Here is a 21,668-nt window from a genome sequence, read left to right as displayed (position 1 = left end):
ACGTCGCCATGTTCCTCAGCCTCGCCAAGCTGTTCGCCGACGCCGGCGGCACCCGCGACCAGGTCCTCCTCGTCCACCCCCTCCAGCTCAGCCGCTGGCTGGACGAGGCCTGGGGCGCCGCCGCCCTCGTCCCGGAGCTGCCCGTCGGCTTCCCCTCGACGAACGCACCGTTCCTCGGCGACGCGGCGATCGTCGGGGCCCTCGGCCTCCCGGCGCAGCCGCCGCCGCCGTTCCTGCTGCAGCCGTCCGGCATCGTCCCGCCGGATGCCGGGTCGTGGGCGTCGGTGACCGGTCCGCCCGACCCCGGGGTCGGGCTCTTCTGGCACCACCTGGTGTACGCGTACCTCGTCGAGTGCACCGGCGTCGTCGCCGTCTTCACCGAGGTGGTGCGCCGGCTGACCGCCGGGGAGACGCTGGGGACGCTCGGCGTCGACAGCGCGCGGTGGCTGCGGACCACGGAGGAGCTGTTCCTGCGCGACCCGCCGCTGTTCTCCGTCGCGGGCGTGCGGAGCGAGGTCCGTCCCGACCCCCGGGTCAACCGGCGCAACGCCTACTGGCGGATGTTCGGCATGGACCTCCCCCACCCCCTCCCGGCAGCCGGCGGCGGTGACCCGGCGCAGCAGGACTGGAAGGCGCACACCGGGCTCGGGGTGAACACCGACTTCCGGGCGAAGTGGTCGGAGCTCCTGCGGCAGGTGTGGCTGGGCCAGGAGAACTTCGGCAACACCTCCGGCGCCAACCCGACGGACCCCTCCTACGTCGCGTTCCTGTGCACCGCGCTGAAGGACAGCATGAACAACCGCCGCCGGGGCGGGCAGCTGGCCCGCGAGGAGTTCGTGCACGTCACGGCCCTCAGCTGGTTCCAGCTCACGCTCGAGGCCGACACGCCGATCGTCGTGGACCTCCAGGCCCGCGCCTCCAGCCCGGCGGACCGGCTGGCGATGGTCGCGCAGCGGGTGGGGATGGCCCCGGCCCCGCGCTCCCGGGAGCTCCTGGAGCTGGCGGAGCCGGTCTCGAGCGTGCTGCGGGCGATCGAGCTCGGCCTGTTCGACGACCCCGTCGCGGCCGGCACGCTCTTCGACCGCAGCACCACGCTCGGCGTGGAGATGGGCGACCTGATCAACCTCTGGCAGTCGGCCACCGGGGAACGCGTCAAGGACCGGCCCGGCGCGGGGACCGTGCCGATCAGCGCCGCGCAGCCGCCGAGCGCGGCGCAGCCCCTGCGGATCCCGGCCCCGGCCCCTGCGCCCCCACCGGCAGCACGGCCGGCCCTGGTGACGGCGGCCGCGTCCAACGGTCTCGCGCGGTGACCGGGCGATGACCAGCGTGTGGAGCGAGCACGAGGCGTCACCGTGGCCCGTGTCCCTCGAGTTCGAGGCCCCGGGGCCGGGGCAGGCCCTGGAGTCGCCGTTCGCCGGGGCCGCCGCGACGCCGGCTCCGGCGGACGGGGCGTCGTCGGGCGCGGGGTCGGGCGGGCCCCGCGGGGCGGCGGTGCCGGCCCTGGCGCACGAGGCGCCGGACCCGTCGCGCGGCGAGCGGCCGGGGACGGCCGGTCGTGCCCCCGACGGAGCCCTGTGGGTCCCGGGGGCGGAGCGCGTGCGCAACCCCCGGTCGGCCGGCGGCACCTACCTGGACTCGCCGTGGCGCTTCGTGTTCCACACCGTCGAGGGGGAGCCGTCCGTGGACGGCTTCCGCCGGCTGGCGGCGCACCACCCCAACCCCCCGCACCTGTGGGCGATGCCGTCCGCCGACCTGCTGCTGCAGACCGTCCCGCTCGACCGGTCGGCCTACGCCCTGGCGAGGCCCGGCACGACCCCCACGAACCGGTTCCACGCCGTCCAGGTGGAGGTCTGGGGCTTCGCGGCCAGGATGGGCGGCACGCCGCCGGAGGTCCTCGCGTGGCTGGCCGACCGGCTGCTGGCGCCGGTCGCCCGCCTGGTCCCGCTCGACCTGACCCACGTCTCGCCCGTCGCGCCGGGTGAGGCGTGCTACGGGACGGCCTCCCGCTGCCGGATGTCGGTGCCCGAGTGGCGCGCGTTCGACGGCGTCACCGGCCACCACCGGGTGCCCGACAACACGCACTGGGACCCGGGAGCGCTCGACCTGCCGGCGATCGCCGCGAGGGCGAGGTCCACGCTCGAGAGGGGCCCGGGTGGCCCGCCCGGCCGCTCCGACGCACCGGCCGGGGGCACCCAGGAGCTGCTGGCGGACCACGACGGGCCCGGGTTCGCGTCGGAGGCCTGGGCCGAGGACGAGGCGTCGGACGGCGTGCCCGGTGGCGCGGGGTGGTCCGAGGCGTCGCCGTCGGCGGAGTGGCAGGAGACGGAGGTCTGGCTCCCCGCACCGCCCGGTCTGTCCGTGGGGACGGCGGCGGACCTCGCGGCGCTGCGGGCGGCGGTGCAGGGCGGGCAGCGCGACGAGACCGTGCTCACCGACCTCGTCCTCTTCCGACGGCACCCGGAGCGCGGCGGGCGACCGCTGTCCGTGACCGAACCGGACTTCGCCCGGCTGAGCCAGGAGTGGTTGCAGATCCGGGACGTCCTGGTGCGACCCCTCCTGGGCGGCTCGGCCCCGCCCGCCACGGGTGCGCCGGCGACCCCGCCGGCCACCCCGCCGGGCACCGCACCGGCCCCCGGTGCGCCGGCGACCGGCACCCCGTCGGGATCGGCGCTCCGGTGGGCCACCAACGCGAACAGCGCGGCCGTCCCCGCCTACGCCCAGCGCGTGCTGACGGAGATCGTCCGGGCCGCCGGCCTGTCCCAGGTCCTGGTGTCCAGCACGCAGCGGACCCCCGCCGACCAGGCCCGCGTGATGTTCAACAACATCCGCCAGCTCGGTGTGCAGAGCCAGCTCGACCTGTACGGCTCCGCCGGCGACAAGGTGATCGGGGTGTACGTCGCGTCGACGGCCGCGCGGCGCACCGATGCGCAGATCATGGCCGACATGGAGCGCAAGGTCGTCGAGCTCGGCCCGCCGAACGTCTCCCGGCACACGGCCGACCCGGACGTGCTCGCCGTCATCGACATCGCTCCCAGCTCCGTGACCGACAAGGCGGCGTTCGAGCGGGCGGTCAAGGCCGACGCCCGGGTGAGCCTGTTCCTCCAGCCGCCCACGGACCCGGCGTACCACGTGGAGATCCCCGTCGTCCGGTGAGGCGCGGCGCGCTGCAGTGACTACCGTGGCGGCGTCGCGGGCCGTCGTCCGCGGCCTGCCGACCGTCAGGAGGACCTGTGCCGCACACCGTCCGCGGAGTCGTCGCGCTCGCAGAGGGGGCGCCCGTCGAGACCGTCGACGTCGTGGTCCCCGACCCCGGCCCCGGCGAGGCCGTCGTCGACGTCCGCGCGTGCGGGGTCTGCCACACGGACCTGCACTACCGCGAGGGCGGGATCAGCGACGACTACCCGTTCCTGCTCGGCCACGAGGCCGCCGGCGTGGTCTCCGCGGTGGGCGAGGGCGTCACGCACGTCGCGGTCGGGGACACGGTCGTCCTCAACTGGCGCGCGGTGTGCGGGCGCTGCCGGGCCTGCCGGCGCGGCGAGCCGCAGTACTGCTTCGACACGCACAACGCCGCGCAGCGCATGACGCTGACGGACGGGACCCCGCTGAGCCCCGCGCTGGGCATCGGGGCGTTCGCGGAGAAGACCCTCGTCCACGCGCTCCAGTGCACGAAGGTCGACCCGGGCGTCGACCCGGCCGTCGCCGGCCTCCTGGGCTGCGGCGTCATGGCCGGCATCGGCGCGGCGGTGAACACGGCACCCGTGCGGCGCGGCCAGACGGTCGCCGTCATCGGCTGCGGTGGCGTCGGCTGCGCCGCGGTCGCCGGGGCGGTGCTCGCCGGTGCGCGGCGGGTCGTCGCGGTCGACCTCGACGAGCGGAAGCTGACCTGGGCGCGCGAGCTCGGCGCCACGCACACCGTGCACTCGGCCGGCATGGACGAGGGCGAGGTCGTCGCGGCGGTCCAGGCGCTGACGGACGGGTTCGGCGCGGACGTCGTCATCGACGCCGTGGGCCGGCCCGAGACGTGGCGGCAGGCGTTCTACGCGCGCGACCTCGCGGGCACCGTGGTCCTCGTCGGGGTGCCGACGCCGCAGATGACGCTCGAGGTGCCGCTGCTCGACGTGTTCGGCCGCGGCGGCGCCCTGAAGTCCTCCTGGTACGGCGACTGCCTGCCCGAGCGGGACTTCCCGGCGCTGCTCGAGCTCTTCGCGCACGGGCGGCTGCCGCTCGACGCGTTCGTCTCCGAGCGCATCGGGCTCGGGGACGTCGAGGCCGCGTTCGCGACCATGGGCCGCGGCGAGGTGCTGCGCTCCGTGGTCGTGCTCGAGGGGGCGGGGGCATGAGCACGCGCCTGGACCACCTCACGACCTCGGGGACGTTCAGCCTCGACGGCGAGACCTTCGACGTCGAGAACAACGTGTGGGTCCTCGGCGACGACGACGAGTGCGTCGTGGTCGACGCGCCCCACGACGTGGAGGCGATCGCCGCCGCCGTCGGCGACCGCGACGTGCTGGCGGTCGTGTGCACCCACGCCCACGACGACCACGTCCGCATGGCGCCCGAGCTGGCGGACCGGTTCGACGCGCCCGTCCTGCTGCACCCCGCCGACCGGCCGGTGTGGGAGCTCACGCACGGGGGCGTCCCGACGGAGGACCTCGTCGACGGCGAGGTGCTGCAGGTCGGCGACGTCGAGGTGCACGTCCTCCACACGCCCGGCCACACGCCGGGCGCGGTCTGCCTCTACGTGCCCGAGCTCGAGACCGTCCTCACGGGCGACACGCTCTTCGCCGGCGGCCCCGGCGCCACCGGCCGGTCGTTCTCGGACTTCCCGACGATCGTCGCGTCCATCCGGGACCGCCTGCTCACGCTGCCGCCGGCCACCCGCGTCCTCACGGGGCACGGTGCGTCGACGACCATCGGCGACGAGGCCCCCCACCTGCAGGAGTGGATCGACCGGGGGCACTGACCACCGCCGGGGGGCGGCCCGTGCGGGACCGGGGTGATGATGGGGCGGTGGACGAGGTCACGGAGAGCTGGGCCGGGCGGCTGCTCGTGGCCACCCCGCGCCTGGAGGACCCGCCGTTCCGGCGGGCCGTCGTCCTCGTGCTCGACCACGGCCCCGACGGCGCGTTCGGGGTCGTCGTGAACCACCCGCTCGAGGTCGACGTCTCCACGGTCCTGCCCGGCTGGCAGAGGTTCGCCACCGCGCCCGGCCGCCTCTTCCAGGGCGGCCCGGTCGGCCTCGACAGCGCCATCGGCGTCGCGGCGGTGCCCGCGGGCCGGGCGGCGCCGGACGGGGTCGACCGGATCGCCGGCGCCTTCGGGCTCGTCGACCTCGACGCGGAGCCGGCGTCGCTCGCCCTGCCGGGCCTGCGCATCTTCGCCGGCTACGCGGGGTGGGGCCCGGGGCAGCTCGACGGGGAGGTGGAGCTGGGCGCGTGGTGGGTGCTCGACGCGCTGCCCGACGACCCCTTCACCCCCGCGCCGGACGACCTGTGGTCCCGCGTCGTGCGCCGGCAGGGCGGCGACCTCGCGCTGCGCCACCTCTGGCCCGAGGACCCGGAGCTGAACTGACGGCGGGGCCGGGTCCCTCATCCCGGCGAGGCCCGGGCGGCGGTGCGGACGCGGTCAGCGCAGCGCGGCGAGGGCCTTGCGGATGCGGGTGGCGGACACCGGCACGGGCGTGCCCAGGGACTGCGCGAAGAGGCTCACGCGCAGCTCCTCGAGCTGCCAGCGGACCGCGTCCAGGGCGGCGTCGCGCTCGGCGTCGGGGGCGGCGGCCCGCGCCCGGGCGACGGCCTCCCGCCACAGGCCCTCGACCTCGTGCACCTGCCAGGCGAGGTCGGCGTCGCGGCGCGGGTCGGACGCGGCCTTCTCCAGGCGGTGGCGGGCGGCGCGGAGGTAGCGGCCGAGCTGGGGGAGGCGGTCGGCACCGGTGGCGAGCACGACGCCGGGGGGGACGAGCCGGGCCGTCTGCTCCCGCACGTCCTGGGCGGTGGCGAGCAGCGCCAGGCTCGTCGTCGCGCGGACGGCCGCCTCCGTCTCCCGCCAGGCGGTGAGCACGCCGACGAGGTCGCCGACCAGCCGGTGCACGTCGCCCTCGAGGTGCGCCCGGACGTGCGCCCGCAGCGACGCGTACGCCTCGGCGCTGCGGACGCGCTCGGGGTGCGGCCCGCCCGCGGTGGCGGTGAGGTGCTGCGCGACGAGCCGGTCGACCGCCGCGAGCTGCACGTCCTCGACGAGCGCCGCGGTGCTCGGGTAGGGCGTGGCGGCGAGCGCGAGGGCCTGCTGGCCCGTCCACCGGCTCGTGACGCGGGCGGTGGCCAGCCCGACGTCGACCAGGAGCAGGCGGCGCAGCCCGGCGCGCGCGGCGGCGGGGACCGCGGCGGCGTCGGCGAGGGTGCGCAGCGCGACCGTGGTGCCCCCGCCCCCCGCCGCCCCCGTGCGCGGCGCGGGCTCCTCGACGAGGGTCGGGTACGCGCGCACGGGCACGCCGCCGACCGACGTCGTGAGGACCTCGGGCAGCGTGCCGCCCGGCAGCTCCGGCCACGTCGTCAGCCCCGTGCGCTCCAGGTCGGGCGCCGGCGCCGCGGCGGCGGCGGGTGCCGAGGGCACCGGTGCGGCGCCGGGCGCGCCGGGCGCACCCGGCGCGCCCGGTGCAGCCACCCCTGGGCCCTCCCCGGCCGTCGGCCCGGCCGCACCGGCACGGTCGCGCCCGCGGTCCCGGCCACGACCGCGGCCACGTCCGTCGCGCGCCCCGTCGGGCCCGCCCGCCGGTGCCGCGGGTCCACCGCCCGCCGTGCCCATGGCCTCCGCCATCGCCGCCTGGACCGCGGTTCGGACCGCGGTCGAGACCGCGTCCTGCGCGCGGCCGGCCAGCCGCCGCTGGAGGAGCAGCAGGTCGCGGCTCTCGTCGAGCACGCCGCCGCGGTCGCCGACGACGCGGAACGTCATGCGCAGGTGCGCCGGCAGCCGCTCGGGGTCGATCGCGTCGGGCGGCACCTCCACGTCCCGCACCGCCCGCACCGCCTGCGCGAAGGCCTGGGCGAAGGAGGGCGCCGCGTCGGCCGCGCGCACCGTGTCCTCCCACGAGGCCAGGTGCTCGCCCATCCACGCGTCCACCTGCCGCGCCACGTCGGGCGCCGGCACGAGCTGGACGCGCACGGGCTTGGGCAGGGCGCGGATCGTCGCGGTGAGGAGCTCGGCGCGCACGCCCGGCACGAGCCAGTCGAACCCCTCGGGCCGTACGCGCGAGAGCGTGACGAGGGGGACGTGCACCGTGATGCCGTCGGCCTCCGTGCCGGGCTCGAACTGGTACGTCAGCGGCAGCAGCAGGTCGCCCTGCGGCCAGCGGGAGGGGAATGCGGCCTCGTCGATGCCGTGCGCCTCGGGGGCGACGAGGAGGTCGCGCGTGAACGTCAGCCGGTCGGGGTCCTGGCGCCGGGCGCCCTTCCACCAGCGGTCGAAGTGCGCCGCCGAGACCACGTCCTCGGGCACGCGCTCGTCGTAGAAGTCGAAGAGCACGTCGTCGTCGACGACGAGGTCGCGGCGGCGGGCGCGGGCCTCGAGCGCCTGCGCCTCGGCCAGGAGGCGGCGGTTCTCGTGGAAGAAGGCGTGCGGGGTCGTCCACTCGCCCTGCACGAGGGCGTGCCGCAGGAACATCTCGCGCGCCAGCGGCCGGTCGACGTGGCCGAGCAGGATCCGCCGCTGCGCGACGATCGGCACCCCGTACAGCAGCACCTTCTCGTCCAGGGTCGCGGCGCCCTGCCGGGTGGACCACGCCGGCTCGGAGTACGTGCGCTTCACCAGGTGCGCGGCGAGCTCCTCCGCCCACTCCGGCTGCACCCGGGCCACGTCGCGGGCCCACAACCGGGACGTCTCGACGAGCTCGGCCGCCATGACCCACGCCGGGGGGCGCCGGGCCAGGCCCGACCCGGGGAAGATCGCGAACCGCGCGCCGCGGGCGCCGAGGTACTCGTTGCGGCCGCGGCGGTCGGGCCGGGCGGGCGTGCGCTCGTCGCGGCCCCGGCCGCGGCCGCCGGTGGCGGCGACGTCGGTGGCCTCCTGCATGCCGAGCTGGGACAGCAGCCCGGACAGCACGGACTGGTGGATCCGGTCCGCGTCCCAGCCCCAGCGCGTCTGCTCCGTGGCCTCGACGGGCTCCTCGTCGGCGTCGGCGGCCGCCGGGGCGTCGGGTGCCGCCGCCGTCCCGTCGGCCGGGTCCGACGGCGCCGGTGCGGCGGTCCCCCGCCCCGGGCGACCGGGTCGCGCGGCCAGGGCGTCGTCGCCGGTGCCCACGACGGGCCGGTCGGTCGGGCGGGGCGCGCCCTTCGCGTCGATGCCGAGGGGCTCGGCGAGGTCGCGCAGCTGCGTCACCACGTCCTGCCACTCGCGCAGCCGCAGGTAGTTGAGGAACTCCGAGCGCACCTGCCGCCGGAACGCCGACCCCGACAGCGCCCGGCGCTGCTCGCGCAGCCACGTCCACAGGTTGAGGTAGGTGAGCAGGTCCGACGAGGGGTCGGCGAACCGCCGGTGCAGCGCGTCGGCCTGCTCGCGCTGCTCGGCGGGGCGCTCGCGCGGGTCCTGGATCGACAGGGCGGCGGCGATGACGGCGACCTCGCGCCCGACCCCGCGCCGCCCGGCCTCGACGAGCATCCGGGCCAGCCGCGGGTCGATGGGCAGCTGGGCCAGCGCGCGGCCGGTGTCGGTCAGCGACAGGCGCCCCTCGACGTCCAGGAGCGCGCCGAGCTCGGTGAGCAGCGCGACGCCGTCGCGGACGGCCCGCACGTCCGGCGGGTCGACGAAGGGGAAGTCGACGACCTCGTCGGGCGAGGCGACGACCCCCACCGCGATCATCTGGAGGATCACGGAGGCCAGCGACGTGCGCAGGATCTCCGGCTCCGTGTACTCGGGCCGGGACCGGAAGTCCTCCTCCGAGTACAGCCGGATCGCGACGCCGGGTGAGAGTCGCCCCGAGCGGCCCGAGCGCTGGTTCGCCGAGGCCTGGCTGATGGGCTCGATCGGCAGGCGCTGCACCTTCGTCGCCTTGGAGTACCGCGAGATGCGCGCGGTCCCGGGGTCGACGACGTACCGGATGCCCGGGACGGTCAGCGACGTCTCCGCGACGTTCGTCGCCAGGACGATGCGGCGGGCGGCGTGCGCCTCGAAGACCCGGTGCTGCTCCGCGGCGGACAGCCGGGAGTACAGCGGCAGCAGCTCGACGGCCTGCGGGTGGCGGGGGTCGCTCACGCGCGGGCCGAAGGCGCCGCGCAGCCCGTCCTCCGCGTCGCGGATCTCCCGCTCGCCGGACAGGAACACGAGGACGTCCCCGGGGCCCTCCGCGACGAGCTCCTCGACCGCCTCGACGATCCCCGTGACGAGGTCCTTGTCGGCGCCGCGCGGGGCGGCCCCGCGGCCCGGGCCCGCCCCGGCGGAGGCCCGTGCCCGGGACCCGGCCCGCGCGGGGGCGGCCGCAGCGGCACCCCGGCGCCCGGGGCCCCGCGTCGCGTCGCGGGCGCCCGCGTCGTCGGCCTCGTCGAGGTCGGCCCTGTCGTCGCCGATGCCCAGCTCCTCGGCCTCCCGGTCGGGGGACAGCGGGCGGTACCGGATCTCGACGGGGTACGTGCGGCCCGTGACCTCGACGACCGGCGCCGGCAGGCCCTCGGGGTGCTCGGGCGTGGGCGGGGAGGCGAAGTGCCGGGCGAAGCGCGCCGAGTCGATCGTCGCCGAGGTGATGACGAGCTTGAGGTCGGGGCGGCGCGGCAGCAGCCGGGTGAGGTAGCCGAGGATGAAGTCGATGTTGAGGGAGCGCTCGTGCGCCTCGTCGACGATGAGGGTGTCGTACTGGCGCAGCAGCGGGTCGCGCTGGATCTGCGCGAGCAGGATGCCGTCCGTCATGACCTTGACGAGCGTGTCCTCGCTGGACTCGTCCGTGAACCGCACCTGGTAGCCGACGACGCCGCCGATCGACCCGCCGAGCTCCTCCGCGATCCGCTCGGCCACGGAGCGGGCGGCGATCCGGCGGGGCTGGGTGTGGCCGATCTGGCCCGCGCGCCCCCGCCCCAGCTCGAGCGCGATCTTCGGCAGCTGCGTCGTCTTGCCCGAGCCCGTCTCGCCCGCGACGACGACGACCTGGTGGTCGCGGATCGCCGCCGCGATGTCCTCGCGCCGGGCGCTGACGGGCAGCTCCTCGGGGTAGGTGATCGTCCCGAGGTCGACCGCGGCCCGGTGGGCGGCCGCCCGCTCGAGCCGGGCGAGGAGGCGCGCCTCGTCCTCCGGGCCCGTGCCGGACCCCCGGCGCCCGCCGCGGGTGCCGCCGCCGCGGGCGCCCGCCCCACCCCCGGCACCGGCACCGCGCGCACCGCCGCCACCGCCCCGGCGGCCGCGACGGGACCCCGGGTCGGGCGAGGGGCCGGACGGGCCGGCGGCGAGGGACGTGCTCACGACCGCCCATCCTCCCAGGCCGGTGCAACTGCGCACGGCCGGCCTGCGCCGAGGGGGTGACGTGCGCCCGGTCCCCTCGTGGAGGGGACCGGGACGAACGATGGGACGGGCGAGGGGCGCGACCGCGGTCCTGACGGGGGCCACCACCGGGCGGCCACCCTCCGGCCCGTGCCGGCACGACCAGGAGGACGCCCATGCCCGCGCGACGCGGACCCCGCGGGGTCCTCACCCCGGCCCTGCGCAGCGCCGGGTTCGCCGCGGCGTACCTCGTCGCGCTCCTGCTGGGCCGGGCCACCGCCGGGGACGCGAGCCACCTCTCGCTCGTCTACCCGGCGGCGGGTGTCGCCGCCGTGTGGTTCCTCGCGCAGCGCCGGCAGCCGACGGCCGTCCTCGACCACGTGCTGCTCGTCGGCCTCACCCTGGCGGTGAACCTGCACGACGGTCTCCCGGTGGCGACGTCGGTCGGCGTCTCGCTCGCCCGGGTGGCGCAGGTGCACGTCTTCGGCCGCCTCCTGCGCCGCTGGTGGCCGTCGGGCTGGGGGCAGGCGCGCGCCCTGCCCGTGCTCGCCCTCTCCCGCGACGTCTGGCCCCTGGTGGGGGCGTCGGTCGTGTCGGGGCTCGCCGCCGCGGTCTTCTCCTTCACCGGTGCCGCGCTCGGCGGCGGCGCCGCCACCCCGCTCGTCGCCGTGCTGCTCGTGGTCCGCGCCTCCGTGAGCGTCCTCCTGCTCGGCACCCTCGTCCTGCGGCTGACCCCGCTGCTGCTGCCGGGCGACGGCGAGGCCCGGGTGCCCCTCCGCGAGCGCCTCGACGTGCCGCACGGCACCCTGCGGCAGCTCGAGCTGGCGCTGGCCGTCGTGCTGTCGGCCGTCGTCTGCGGGGTCGTGTTCAGCGTGCTCGAGCTGCCCCTCGCGTTCTGCCTCTTCGCCGTCACCCTGTGGATCGCCCTGCGGTTCTCCACGACGATCACCGTGCTGCACGACTTCGTCGTGAGCGTCGTCGTCGCCGTGGTCACCGTCGCCGGGCACGGCGCCTTCGCCGCCATCGAGAGCCGCGCCGAGGAGGTGCTCGTCGCGCAGGCGTTCGTCGCCCTGCTCTCGGTGGTCGGCCTCGCGCTGAGCACCGGACGGGACGACCGCGCCGCGCTCGCGGCGGAGCTGCGGGGCCGCGCCCTCGAGGCCGAGGCGACGACCCGCCGCGTCCAGCGCCTCGCCGACGCCTCCACGGAGATCGCGGCGGCCGCCGACCCCCGCGCGGCCCTCTGCCACGCGGTCGCGGGCGTCACGGGCGCCGCCTCCGCCTTCCTCATGGAGCCTGACGGGCACGGCCTCCTCGTCTCGACGGGCGCGCACGGCTGGGACCGGCCCGTGCGGCTGAGCATGGCCGACGAGAGCATCACCCTCGACGTGTACTGCTCGGGCGTCCCGGACTTCGTCCCCGACGCCGGCCGGGACGCCCGCGTGGCGCCGACCGTCCGCGAGACCGTCGGTGCCGCGTCGCTGGCCTGGCAGCCCGTGCGCGCCCGCGGCGGCGTGACGGTGGCGGTCCTCGTCGTCGTCCTCGCCGACCGGCGCACGGGGCTCGACGAGCGGGACGCGGCGATGCTGCAGACCCTCGCCGGGGAGGCGTCGCACCTCATCGAGCGCGCCGACCTGCTGGCCCGGCTCGAGGTGGCGGCCGAGCGCGACCCCCTCACGGGCCTGCCGAACCGGCGGCGGTGGGACGCGACCGCCAGCGGCGAGATCGCGCGCGCCCAGCGCCACGGGACCCCGCTGACCTTCGCGATGATCGACCTCGACCACTTCAAGCACTACAACGACGCCCACGGGCACCTCGCGGGCGACGACCTCCTGACGGAGTTCGCCCGTCGCGTCGGGCTGGTCCTGCGGGAGATGGACACGGTCGCGCGGTGGGGCGGCGAGGAGTTCGCGCTGGCCCTGCCCGGGTGCACGGCGTCCGACGCCGCCGAGCTGGCGCGCCGCATCCAGGCGGTCGTGCCGGCGGGGCAGACGTGCACGATCGGGGTCGCGCAGTGGGAGCCCGGCCTCACCTCCGACGACGTGGTGGCCCGCGCGGACGGCGCGCTCTACCGCGGCAAGCGGGGCGGGCGCGACCTCGTCGCCGTCCACGGTCGTGCGCTGCCCGGCGTCATCCCGTCCCCGAGCGGCGCCGCCGGGCTCTGACCGGCTCCGTGGCCGGGGGTCAGCGGCGGGTCCGCCGGACGACGGCGCGGACGCCGAGCACGGCCGCGCCGACGGCGAGGACCCAGGGCCCGCCGACGACGACGGGGTCCAGGGGCGTGTGGGACAGGTCGGCCCGGTGCTCGCCGAGCCGGCTGCGGACGGGGTGCGCGCCGCGCTCGCCGAGCACGCCGCTCTCGGTGACCGGGTCGTCGGGGTGCGCGGTGGCGAGCGAGCGCAGGTGGGCGCCGGCCGACTCGATGCGGTCCCCGGCGAGCAGCAGGAGCCAGTGGGCGGCCCGCGCCTCGGAGTAGCGGGCGTACGCGAGCCGCTTCACGGCGCCCGAGAGGCCGTGGAGCGGCTGCGCCGTGCCGAACACGGGCGTGAGGCGCAGGTGCTCCACCGAGCGCTCCCGGGGCCGGAGCTCGGGCTGCTGCTCCGGGAGGGGCTCCGCGGCGATGACGGCCTCGTCGGGGACCTCGCGCGGGAAGGCGGGGCGGTCGCGCGGGTCGAGGTCGACCCCCCAGCCGGGGATTCGGGCGCGCAGCTGCTCCGTGGTCTCGGGCAGGGGCGGCTTGCGGGCGGTGTACGGCACGGCGGGCCTCCTCGGGCTCTCGGGTCAGTCCTGGCCGGGCACGACGGCGGCCTTGATGCAGCCGTCGAGCTTGCTGGAGAACACGTGGTAGGCCTCGGCGATGTCGTCGAGCGGGAACGTGTGCGTGAGCAGGTCGCTCGGCGTGAGCAGCCCGGCGCGCACGTGCTCGAGCAGCCGCGGCCACTGCCGCTTCACCGGCGTCTGGTTCATCCGCAGGGTGAGGCCCTTGTTCATCGCGTCGCCGAACTTCACCGCGCTGAACATGGGGCCGTAGGCGCCCATGACCGAGACCGTCCCGCCCTTGCGCACGGCGTCGATGGCCCAGTTCAGCGCGATCGGGGAACCGCCCTGGAGCTTGAGCTTGGCGCTCGTGACGTGCTGGAGGAGGTTGCCGTCGGCCTCCGCGCCCACGCAGTCGATGACCGCGTCCGCCCCGAGGCCGCCCGTCATGCGCTTGAGGTGCAGCACGACGTCGTCGACCTGCGAGAAGTTCACCGTCTCCGCGTAGGCCCACGTCCGGGCCTTCTCGAGGCGGAAGTCGAGGTGGTCGACGACGATGACGCGCCCCGCGCCCATGAACCAGGCCGAGCGGGCGGCCGTCAGCCCGACCGGGCCGGCACCGAGCACGACGACGACGTCGCCCTCCACCACGTCGGCGAGCTGCGCGCCGAAGTAGCCGGTGGACACCGCGTCGGTGAGGGGCACCGCGTCCGCGTCGGACAGCCAGTCCGGGATCACCGACGGGCCCACGTCGGCGAAGGGCACGCGGACGTACTGCGCCTGCCCGCCGTCGTAGCCGCCGGTCGTGTGCGAGTAGCCGTAGATGCCGCCGACCGCCGTGGCGTTGGGGTTGACGTTGTGGCAGTTGGAGTACAGGCCCCGCGCGCAGAAGAAGCAGGTGCCGCAGTAGACGTTGAACGGCACCATGACGCGGTCGCCGACCTTCAGGTTCTCGACGGCCGAGCCGACCTCGTCGACGACGCCCACGAACTCGTGCCCGAACGTGTGCCCGATGCGCGTGTCCGGCATCATGCCGTGGTAGAGGTGCAGGTCGGAGCCGCAGATGGTGGCCAGCGTGACCCGCACGACCGCGTCCTGCGGGTGCTCGATGCGCGGCCGGTCCTTCTCCTCCACGCGGAGCTTGTACGGGCCTCGGTAGACCATGGCCTTCACGTGGGCGCTCCCGTCGTCGGGCCGCCTCCCCGTGGCTGGAGGTCCTGCGGCGCACCGCCAGGCTCGCACGGCTGCCCCGGCGCGCAACCCGCGCCGGGGCGCCCGCCCGGGCATACTGGTCACCAGGTGCGCCGGGAAGTCTGGTCGGCAGTCCCCTCGGCGACCCCGCCGGGACCGTGGACGCCCGCCCGACCCCGAGGAGCCCCGTGACCGCGCACGCCCCCGCCCCGTCCCGCAACCCCGTCGCCCGCTTCGGCGCCTGGGCGGCCCAGGAGACGACGGGCGGCCTCCTCCTCATCGGGGCGGCGGTCCTCGCCCTCGTGTGGGCGAACTCCCCCGCGCGGGACGGGTACGCGGCGCTGGCCGGGACCCGGCTGGGACCGGAGGCGCTCCACCTGGACCTCACCCTGTCGACGTGGGCCGCCGACGGGCTGCTCGCGATCTTCTTCCTCGTGGTGGGCCTGGAGCTCAAGCAGGAGATCGTCGCCGGAAGCCTGCGCAACCCCCGCCAGGCCGGGGTGCCGGTCCTGGCGGCGGTGGGCGGCATGGCGGTCCCGGCGCTGCTCTACCTGGTCCTCGTGCAGGTGCTGGGCGACCCGGCCGCCGCGCACGGCTGGGCGATCCCCGCCGCCACGGACATCGCCTTCGCGCTCGCCGTGCTGGCCATCTTCGGCCGCGGGCTGCCGGCCGCGCTGCGCACCTTCCTCCTCACGCTGGCGGTCGTCGACGACCTCCTGGCGATCGTCGTCATCGCCGCGTTCTACTCCAGCGGCCTCGTCTGGGGCGCGCTGGCCGGGTCCGCCGCGCTCGTCGCGGTGATCGGGGTCCTCGTGCGCCGGCGCCGCCCGCCGCTGTGGCTCGTCGCGCCGCTCGCCGTCGTGGCCTGGGTCCTCATGCACGAGTCCGGGGTGCACGCGACGATCGCGGGCGTGCTCGTCGGGCTCGTCGTGCCCGCCCGGCCCGTGCACGGCGAGGCGCTCTCGCGGACGGAGCGGTGGGGCCACGCGTGGAGCCCGGTGTCCGCCGGCTTCGCGCTCCCGGTGTTCGCCTTCTTCTCCGCCGGCGTGAACCTCGTCGACGGCGAGGGCGTCGCGCAGGTGCTCGGCCAGCCCGTCGTGGCGGCGGTGCTCGTCGGGCTCGTCGTCGGCAAGGTCGTGGGCGTCCTCGGCACGACGGCGCTGGTGACGCGGCTGACGCCGCTCCGGCTGGCGGACGCGATCGGCCTGCGGGACCTGCTGCCCGTCGGCCTCCTGGCCGGCATCGGCTTCACGGTCTCGCTCCTCGTCGCCGAGCTGTCCTTCCCCGACTCCGAGCACACGGACGGCGCGAAGATCGCCATCCTGCTCGCCTCCCTCCTGGCGGCCGTCCTCGGTGCGCTCACGCTGCGCTGGGACGCCCGCCGGGCGCGCGACGCGGACATGAACCGCGACGGGGTGCCGGACGTGGACGTCGCGCGGATCGGGGACGTCCGGCCCTGACGGCGGGCCCCCGGACGTGCCGGTGCGGGGGCGGCGGGGTGGTGCCGCCACCCGTCCGGACGAGCGCCGGGGCCCGGCCGGTCCGCCGGGGACGGCGGTGCGCCACGATGGGGTCCATGACGGGAGGGCCGGCGGGCGCGGGCGGGGCGGCCGAGGCCTCCCTGCTGCGCGTGCGCCTGTCCGCCGTCCTGGACACCACGCTGGACCCCCTCATCCTCGTGCGGCCGGTCCGCGAGGGCGACAGGGTCGTCGACTTCGTCATCGACGACCTCAACGGCACGCACGCGCGCGCCGGCGGCGACCCGCGGGCCCAGCGGATGCGCCTGCCCGAGCGGTCGCCCGAGCTGTTCGCCCTGTACCGGCGCGTGCTCGCCACGGGCACGACGCAGGAGGCGCGGCGGGTGCGCATCGAGGGCCACCCCGAGGACCCCACGTCGGCGAGCGGCTGGGCCGACGTCCGCGCGACCGCGGTCGCCGGTGACGTCGTGGTCTCCTGGCGCAACGTCGACGCCGACGTCCTGGCGGAGCGGGCGCTGCGGGAGCAGGCCATGCAGGACCCGCTGACCGGGCTGCCGAACCGGCGCGCGCTCGTGGGGCTGCTCGCCGCCGCCTGCGCCGCCCACGTGCCGTTCGGCGTCCTCTTCGTCGACGTCGACCGGTTCAAGGAGCTCAACGACCGGTACGGCCACGCGACGGGCGACGCCGTCCTCGCCGCCACGGGTGAGCGGCTGCGGTCCGCCCTGCGGGGCGACGACGTGGTCGGGCGGCTCGCGGGGGACGAGTTCGTCGTCGTCGCCCCCCGGGCCGGCACCCGGGAGGACGTCGGTGCGCTCGCGGCCCGGGTCGTGGACGCACCCGCGCCCACGGGCGCCGGCGCCCCGGCCCCGTCCGTGAGCGTGGGCGCGCTCCTCGTCGACGACCCCTCGGCCGACGTCGACGGGGTGCTGCGCGCGGCCGACGCCCTCATGTACGCGGCGAAGCGCGAGGGCGGCGGCCGGGTGCGGGTCGGGGGCTACCCCCGGGGTGCGGGCGGCACGCACGACGCGTGACGGCGGGGGTCCGGCGGGGCCTGCGGTCTAGACGAAGCCCGGCAGCGACTGCCAGGCCCCCGGTGCCGGCTGGACCCCGTCGCGCACGACGGTCCCCTCGATGAGGCCGTAGGGGCGGTCCGCGGCGTGGAAGACCTCGTTCGGGTTCTCGAGCCCGAACGGTGCGAGGTCCACGAGGAAGTGGTGCTTGTTCGGCATGGAGAACCGCACCTCGGCGGCCGCGGGCAGGGCCTCGAGGACCGCCCGGCCCATGGCGAAGAGCGTCTGCTGCAGCGCGAGCGAGTGCACCTGCGCGAAGGCCTCGAGCAGGGCGGCCTCCGCGGTGGCGAACGCCACGTCGTAGTCCGTGCCCGCCTCGACCGCCTCGGGCAGGTACCGCCAGCGCGCGGTCACGGACGTGGCGAGGATGCGGTCGTCCGTCTCGGCGAGCGTCGTGTAGCGGTCGCGGGGGAAGCCGGAGAACGCGCTGCCCGTGCTCTTGAGCACGACGAGGTCCGTCACGCCGGCCAGGACGTGCGTCGCGGCGCCGTCGATCTGCACGACGGCGGTGCGGGTGCCGCGCCCGGCGCGCACGAACGCGTGGTCGTGCTCCGCGCCCCCGGCCACGATGCGCTCCCACGTGTGCCGCTGCGCGTGCCAGATCCCGCCCTCGACGGCGTCCTGCGTCGCGACGAAGTGCCGCCCCAGCCGCAGCAGGAAGTCCTCGGGCGCCCCGACGCCGTGCTGCTGGGCGAACGCGTAGACGGTGTTCTTCTGCGTGTCCGTGGCCAGGACCGCGCTGTTGTCGCCCGTGTAGTAGGACTCCTCCAGCGCCGCGCCGCGCAGCTGGCTCGAGACGGTCAGGTCCTCGACCGTGTGCCGCGGGGTGTCGCGGGTGACCCGGACGAGGCGCACCTCGGCCTTGCCGTACTGGTGGGCGCCGAGGCTGAACCCGTCGGGCTTCGGCATGCGGGCGTCCTCCGGCTGGGGTGCGGGTGATGGGGTGCGGGTGCTGCGGGGGGACCGCCGCCCCGTGACGCTAGGTCGTCCCGGGCCCCGGGGCGATGTCCCGCAGGTAACAGCCGCGTTACCGCCGCGCCGTGCGGTCCCCGGGCCGCCGTGCGGCGCGGCGGGCCCCGCGCCAGACTCGGCAGCACGACGGCACGGGCCCACCTGGACGCGGGCCACGGCGCACGGGCGCAGGACGCCGCGGACGACGAGCCGCGGGGGTGCGCGGGCGGCCCGTCGAGGCGAGAGGGGTCACGATGACGCAGGCCACGGCTCAGGGCAGGGACCAGGGGACGGACCAGGGCGGGGGGACGGCCGGCGCGCCGACGCCGGACCCGCGGGAGGTGCCGGAGGTCCACGACCCCGAGCGCGTGCTGGTCGTCGGAGGCGACTCCGGGATCGGGCGGGCGGTGGCCGTCGCGCTGGCGGCGCCGGGGCGGCACGTGGCGCTCACCTACAGCTCCGACGAGGCCGGCGGGCGGGCGACGGGCGAGGAGGTGGAGGCCGCGGGCGCCACGGCGCACGTGCGGCACCTCGACCTCGCCACGCCGACGGACGGGGCGGCCGTGGTGGAGGAGCTGGCGGACGCGATGGGCGGGATCGACGCGCTCGTCCTGTGCTCGGGCACGGGCTCCTCGCAGCTCGTGCTCGACCTGCCCTTCGAGCAGTGGCGCGAGGTGCTGACGATCGACCTCGACGGCTTCTTCTGCTGCCTCCAGGCCGCCGCCCGCCGGATGGTGGCGTCGGGGCGCGGCGGGCGCGTCGTCGCGATCACGAGCGTGCACGAGCACGCCCCCCGCGTCGGCGCCGCGGCCTACTGCGCGGCGAAGGGCGGCCTCGGGCTCCTCGTGCGCACGGCCGCCCTCGAGCTGGCCGAGCACGGGATCACCGTGAACGCGGTCGCCCCCGGGGAGATCGCCACGCCGATGACGGGGCAGACCGACGACGCGCCCACGCGCGACGCCCGGCGCCCCGGGATCCCCGTCGCCCGGCCGGGGGACGCGCGGGAGGTCGCCGCGGTCGTCGAGCTCCTCTGCTCGGCCCGGGCCGCCTACGTGACCGGGGCCTCCTGGGTGGTCGACGGCGGCATGCTCAACATGGGGCCCATGGCCGGCTCCCACCTGACGCAGGACGACTGGCGGCGCCCGTGAGCCCCGACCGGTCGGGGTCCGAGGGTGAGCGCCGCGCCCTGGCCGCCCTCGAGGCCGCCGGCGTGCCCTTCGCCGTGACGCGGCACGGGCGCGTGGCGTCCCTGGCCGAGGCGGCCGCCGCGCGCGGCGTGGCCCCGCGCGACCTCGTGAAGACGCTCGTGGTCCGGCGCGGCGACGACGACTTCCTCCTCGTGCTCGTGCCGGGGGACCGGACGATCTCCTGGCCGAAGCTGCGCTCCCTGCTCGGCGTGAGCCGGCTGTCCATGCCCGACGCCGAGACGGCGAAGGACGTCACGGGGTACGAGCGCGGCACCATCACGCCGTTCGGCTCGACGACCGCCTGGCCCGTGGTGGCCGACAGCCGCGTCCGGGGGCGCACCGTGTCGCTGGGGGCGGGCGCGCACGGCGTCGGCGCGACGATCGCCGGCGACGACCTCGTGACGGTCCTGCACGCGACCGTCGCGGACGTCACGGAACCCGAGGGCGACGACGGCCCCTGAGGCGGGCCGGGCCGCTGCGCCGCGCACCTCGCTGAGGTGGTCCTGAGCCCGCCGGGGCCGCTCGCGGCGACCGTGTCGGTGCCCCGACGTAGCGTCGGCCCGGTGACGTCACGGGGCCCGGCCGACCGCCTGACCTGCCGATGTCTTCTCATCACCCGGTAGGGTGATGCACCGCGCGCAGCGCTCCCACCCGTGGGAACGTGGTGCGCCCCTCACCCGTTGGACCGGACGACGCTCGGGAGCACGGCGGCCGGCACGACGCGGACGCACCGGAGCGCCCGCGGCACGGGACCCCCGAGGACTCCTCGCGCCGTCCGGCGCGCCACGGCGTCGCGCCGGTCCCCGTCGCGACGCCCGCAGGACACCAGACGACGCAGCACGCACCACGACAGACCCACGCCGACCGTGCCCCCACGGCGGACGGGGCGGAGGAGCACCACCCATGACCCAGCTCGTCACCGGCGCCGCGGCCGGCAGCATCGTCGTCGAGGCGGAGGGCGGCACCACCGTCGTCCGGCTCGTCGGCGAGATCGACGGAGCCCTGCGCGACCAGGCCAGCCACGGCATGGGCCTGGCGCTCTTCGCCGACCAGCGCGTCGTCATCGACGCGACGGCCACGACCTTCATCGACTCCTCGGGGCTGGCGTTCGTGCTCCAGCTGCACCTGGCCGCCCAGGAGGCCGGCATGGAGCTGCGGCTGCGGGACCCGCGCCGCGTCCTGCGCGACGTGCTCGACACCGTCGGGCTGGCCGAGCACATCCCCGACGAGGAGCCCGCCGCCGGCTGAGGGCCGGCGGGGCGGGGCGCTCGGCCGGCCCCGCCGCACCGGCGCCCGGTCGGGCCGGTCAGCCCCGTCAGCCCGTCAGCCCCAGAGGCGCCGGGTGGCCAGCTCCGCCCCGGCGACGAGGGCCTCGAGCTTCGCCCAGGCGATCTGGGCGTGGACCCGGCCGCCCAGCCCGCAGTCCGTGGACGCGACGACGCGCTCCCGGCCCACGCGGGCGGCGAAGCGCTCGATGCGCTCCGCGACGAGCTCGGGGTGCTCGACGACGTTGGTCGCGTGCGAGACGACGCCCGGCAGGATCAGGGCGTCGTCGGGCAGCGTCACGTGGTCCCACACGCGGAACTCGTGCTCGTGGCGCACGTTGGCGGCCTCGAACGAGAAGGCGCCCGCGTGGACCTGCAGCATCGTGGCGACGATGTCCGCCATCGGCAGGTCCGTCGTGTGCGGGCCGTGCCAGGAGCCCCAGCACAGGTGGAAGCGGATGCGGTCCTTGGGCAGGCCGCGCAGGGCGTGGTTGAGGGCCTCGACCCGCCGCTCCGCGAACGCCACGTAGTCCGCCACCGACGGCTCGGGTTCGACCTGGTCCCAGCTCTCGGCGATCGAGGGGTCGTCGATCTGCAGGACGAGGCCCGCGTCGAGCACGGCCACGTACTCCTCCCGCAGGACGTCGGCCCAGGCCATGAGGAACGCCTCGTCGTCGCCGTAGTGCTCGTCGGCGATGCGGGCGGCGGAGCCGGGGGCGAGGGCGGTCACGAACCCCTCCGGCGCGCCCGTGGCGTCCAGCGCGCCTCGCAGGTTCGCGACGTCGGCGGCGATGGACTCCTGGCCCGTGTACGTCAGGGGGCCGGTGCACTTCGGGAAGACCGGGGGCTCGCCGTGGAAGATGCCCGAGGTCGGGTCGCCGTACGCCTCGGCGAAGCGCTGCTGGTCCCGACGGTGGGAGAAGCCGGTGAGCCGCACGTGGCCGGGGGCGGAGCGGACGTCCGCGGTGGCCCACGCGGCGCGCTCGTCGAGCCTGAGGCCACCCGTGCGCTGGAAGGAGTAGGACCACCAGGCGCCGAAGTCCATGGGGGAGCTCATGGCCTTGCCGTACTCGCCGTCCCCCGGCACGGAGATCCCCAGGGCCCGCTGACGCGCGACGAGGGAGCGCACCTGCTCGCGCAGCAGGTCCCCGAAGTCCTCGGCGGGCTCCCCGGCGGCCCGGGCGCGGTTCGCGGCGATGAGCTCCGGGGTGCGGGGCAGGGACCCGGCGTGCGTGGTGAGGATGCCGTCGGCGCTCGTGAGCATGGCGGGACTGTAGGTCGGGTCCCCACCACGCCGAGGGGGCGTCCACGGAC

Annotated in this window: 16 protein-coding genes; 11 read left to right on the top strand and 5 right to left on the bottom strand. The window is 76.8% G+C overall.

Annotated features, from left to right (window positions below; translation table 11 throughout):
• Positions 1 to 8: 8 nt before the first annotated feature.
• The 5 genes from EJA20_RS05925 (at position 9) to EJA20_RS05905 (ending at position 5,571) form a co-directional block, all read left to right on the top strand.
• Positions 9 to 1,310 (top strand): hypothetical protein, encoded by a 1,302-nt coding sequence (locus EJA20_RS05925; protein WP_129337243.1) that lies wholly within the window; start codon positions 9 to 11, stop codon positions 1,308 to 1,310.
• 7 nt (positions 1,311 to 1,317) lie between these two features.
• Positions 1,318 to 3,153, top strand: a complete 1,836-nt coding sequence (locus EJA20_RS05920; protein ID WP_129337242.1) for a hypothetical protein — start codon at positions 1,318 to 1,320, stop codon at positions 3,151 to 3,153.
• Between the two features lie 77 nt (positions 3,154 to 3,230).
• Positions 3,231 to 4,340, top strand: a complete 1,110-nt coding sequence (locus EJA20_RS05915; RefSeq protein ID WP_129337241.1) for an S-(hydroxymethyl)mycothiol dehydrogenase — start codon at positions 3,231 to 3,233, stop codon at positions 4,338 to 4,340.
• A complete protein-coding gene (locus tag EJA20_RS05910; protein ID WP_129337240.1) occupies positions 4,337 to 4,963 on the top strand; it encodes an MBL fold metallo-hydrolase in 627 nt (208 codons plus the stop codon). Before EJA20_RS05915 ends, EJA20_RS05910 begins: the two co-directional genes overlap by 4 nt.
• 47 nt (positions 4,964 to 5,010) lie before the next feature.
• Positions 5,011 to 5,571 (top strand): YqgE/AlgH family protein, encoded by a 561-nt coding sequence (locus EJA20_RS05905; RefSeq protein ID WP_129337239.1) that lies wholly within the window; start codon positions 5,011 to 5,013, stop codon positions 5,569 to 5,571.
• Positions 5,572 to 5,625: 54 nt separating this feature from the next.
• Here EJA20_RS05905 and EJA20_RS05900 read toward each other — a convergent pair whose 3' ends face one another.
• Positions 5,626 to 10,440: a DUF3418 domain-containing protein gene (locus tag EJA20_RS05900; RefSeq protein ID WP_129337238.1), complete on the bottom strand. Its 4,815-nt coding sequence runs from the start codon at positions 10,438 to 10,440 to the stop codon at positions 5,626 to 5,628.
• 194 nt (positions 10,441 to 10,634) lie between these two features.
• On the opposite strand from EJA20_RS05900, the gene EJA20_RS05895 reads away from it, so the two are divergent.
• Positions 10,635 to 12,620 carry a GGDEF domain-containing protein gene (locus tag EJA20_RS05895; RefSeq protein ID WP_129337237.1) on the top strand — a complete coding sequence of 662 codons (1,986 nt, stop codon included), beginning with the start codon at positions 10,635 to 10,637 and terminating at the stop codon, positions 12,618 to 12,620.
• A 19-nt stretch (positions 12,621 to 12,639) separates the two neighbouring features.
• Here EJA20_RS05895 and EJA20_RS05890 read toward each other — a convergent pair whose 3' ends face one another.
• Complete coding sequence (locus EJA20_RS05890) at positions 12,640 to 13,212, bottom strand: hypothetical protein (protein WP_129337236.1); 573 nt, start codon at positions 13,210 to 13,212, stop codon at positions 12,640 to 12,642.
• A gap of 24 nt (positions 13,213 to 13,236) precedes the next feature.
• Positions 13,237 to 14,385, bottom strand: a complete 1,149-nt coding sequence (locus EJA20_RS05885) for a zinc-dependent alcohol dehydrogenase (RefSeq protein WP_129337235.1) — start codon at positions 14,383 to 14,385, stop codon at positions 13,237 to 13,239.
• 206 nt (positions 14,386 to 14,591) lie between these two features.
• On the opposite strand from EJA20_RS05885, the gene nhaA reads away from it, so the two are divergent.
• Together nhaA and EJA20_RS05875 are read left to right on the top strand one after the other, a co-directional pair.
• Positions 14,592 to 15,863, top strand: coding sequence for a Na+/H+ antiporter NhaA (gene nhaA, locus EJA20_RS05880; protein ID WP_205687386.1), 1,272 nt, complete (start codon positions 14,592 to 14,594; stop codon positions 15,861 to 15,863).
• Between the two features lie 116 nt (positions 15,864 to 15,979).
• Entirely contained in the window at positions 15,980 to 16,912 is a 933-nt protein-coding gene (locus EJA20_RS05875) for a GGDEF domain-containing protein (protein WP_129337233.1), read from the top strand.
• A 27-nt stretch (positions 16,913 to 16,939) separates the two neighbouring features.
• Here the strand turns inward: EJA20_RS05875 and pucL are convergent, their stop codons facing one another.
• On the bottom strand, positions 16,940 to 17,860 hold the full coding sequence (gene pucL, locus EJA20_RS05870) for a factor-independent urate hydroxylase (protein ID WP_129337232.1): 921 nt from the start codon (positions 17,858 to 17,860) through the stop codon (positions 16,940 to 16,942).
• 296 nt (positions 17,861 to 18,156) lie between these two features.
• Between pucL and EJA20_RS05865 the strand changes: the two genes are divergently transcribed.
• The 3 genes from EJA20_RS05865 to EJA20_RS05855 all read left to right on the top strand — a co-directional run bounded on the left by EJA20_RS05865 (position 18,157) and on the right by EJA20_RS05855 (position 20,337).
• Positions 18,157 to 19,050: an SDR family oxidoreductase gene (locus EJA20_RS05865; protein ID WP_129337231.1), complete on the top strand. Its 894-nt coding sequence runs from the start codon at positions 18,157 to 18,159 to the stop codon at positions 19,048 to 19,050.
• Positions 19,047 to 19,550 (top strand): aminoacyl-tRNA deacylase, encoded by a 504-nt coding sequence (locus EJA20_RS05860; protein WP_205687385.1) that lies wholly within the window; start codon positions 19,047 to 19,049, stop codon positions 19,548 to 19,550. Before EJA20_RS05865 ends, EJA20_RS05860 begins: the two co-directional genes overlap by 4 nt.
• Before the next feature lie 442 nt (positions 19,551 to 19,992).
• Positions 19,993 to 20,337, top strand: coding sequence for an STAS domain-containing protein (locus EJA20_RS05855; protein WP_129337230.1), 345 nt, complete (start codon positions 19,993 to 19,995; stop codon positions 20,335 to 20,337).
• A 75-nt stretch (positions 20,338 to 20,412) separates the two neighbouring features.
• On the opposite strand, the gene EJA20_RS05850 is transcribed toward EJA20_RS05855, so the two are convergent.
• Entirely contained in the window at positions 20,413 to 21,618 is a 1,206-nt protein-coding gene (locus EJA20_RS05850) for a cobalamin-independent methionine synthase II family protein (RefSeq protein ID WP_129337229.1), read from the bottom strand.
• Positions 21,619 to 21,668: the final 50 nt, after the last annotated feature.

The organism is Cellulomonas endophytica (assembly GCF_004123805.1).
Taxonomy (GTDB): Bacteria; Actinomycetota; Actinomycetes; order Actinomycetales; family Cellulomonadaceae; genus Cellulomonas; species Cellulomonas endophytica.
This window is presented reverse-complemented; position numbering and strand designations above follow the sequence as displayed.

Coding starts and splice junctions, on each gene's coding strand:
- EJA20_RS05925 (WP_129337243.1), top strand. CDS start 9: ATGTTCCTCAGCCTCGCCAAGCTGTTCGCCGACGCCGGCGGCACCCGC.
- EJA20_RS05920 (WP_129337242.1), top strand. CDS start 1,318: ATGACCAGCGTGTGGAGCGAGCACGAGGCGTCACCGTGGCCCGTGTCC.
- EJA20_RS05910 (WP_129337240.1), top strand. CDS start 4,337: ATGAGCACGCGCCTGGACCACCTCACGACCTCGGGGACGTTCAGCCTC.
- EJA20_RS05895 (WP_129337237.1), top strand. CDS start 10,635: ATGCCCGCGCGACGCGGACCCCGCGGGGTCCTCACCCCGGCCCTGCGC.
- EJA20_RS05875 (WP_129337233.1), top strand. CDS start 15,980: ATGACGGGAGGGCCGGCGGGCGCGGGCGGGGCGGCCGAGGCCTCCCTG.
- pucL (WP_129337232.1), bottom strand. CDS start 17,860: ATGCCGAAGCCCGACGGGTTCAGCCTCGGCGCCCACCAGTACGGCAAG.
- EJA20_RS05865 (WP_129337231.1), top strand. CDS start 18,157: ATGACGCAGGCCACGGCTCAGGGCAGGGACCAGGGGACGGACCAGGGC.
- EJA20_RS05855 (WP_129337230.1), top strand. CDS start 19,993: ATGACCCAGCTCGTCACCGGCGCCGCGGCCGGCAGCATCGTCGTCGAG.
- EJA20_RS05850 (WP_129337229.1), bottom strand. CDS start 21,618: ATGCTCACGAGCGCCGACGGCATCCTCACCACGCACGCCGGGTCCCTG.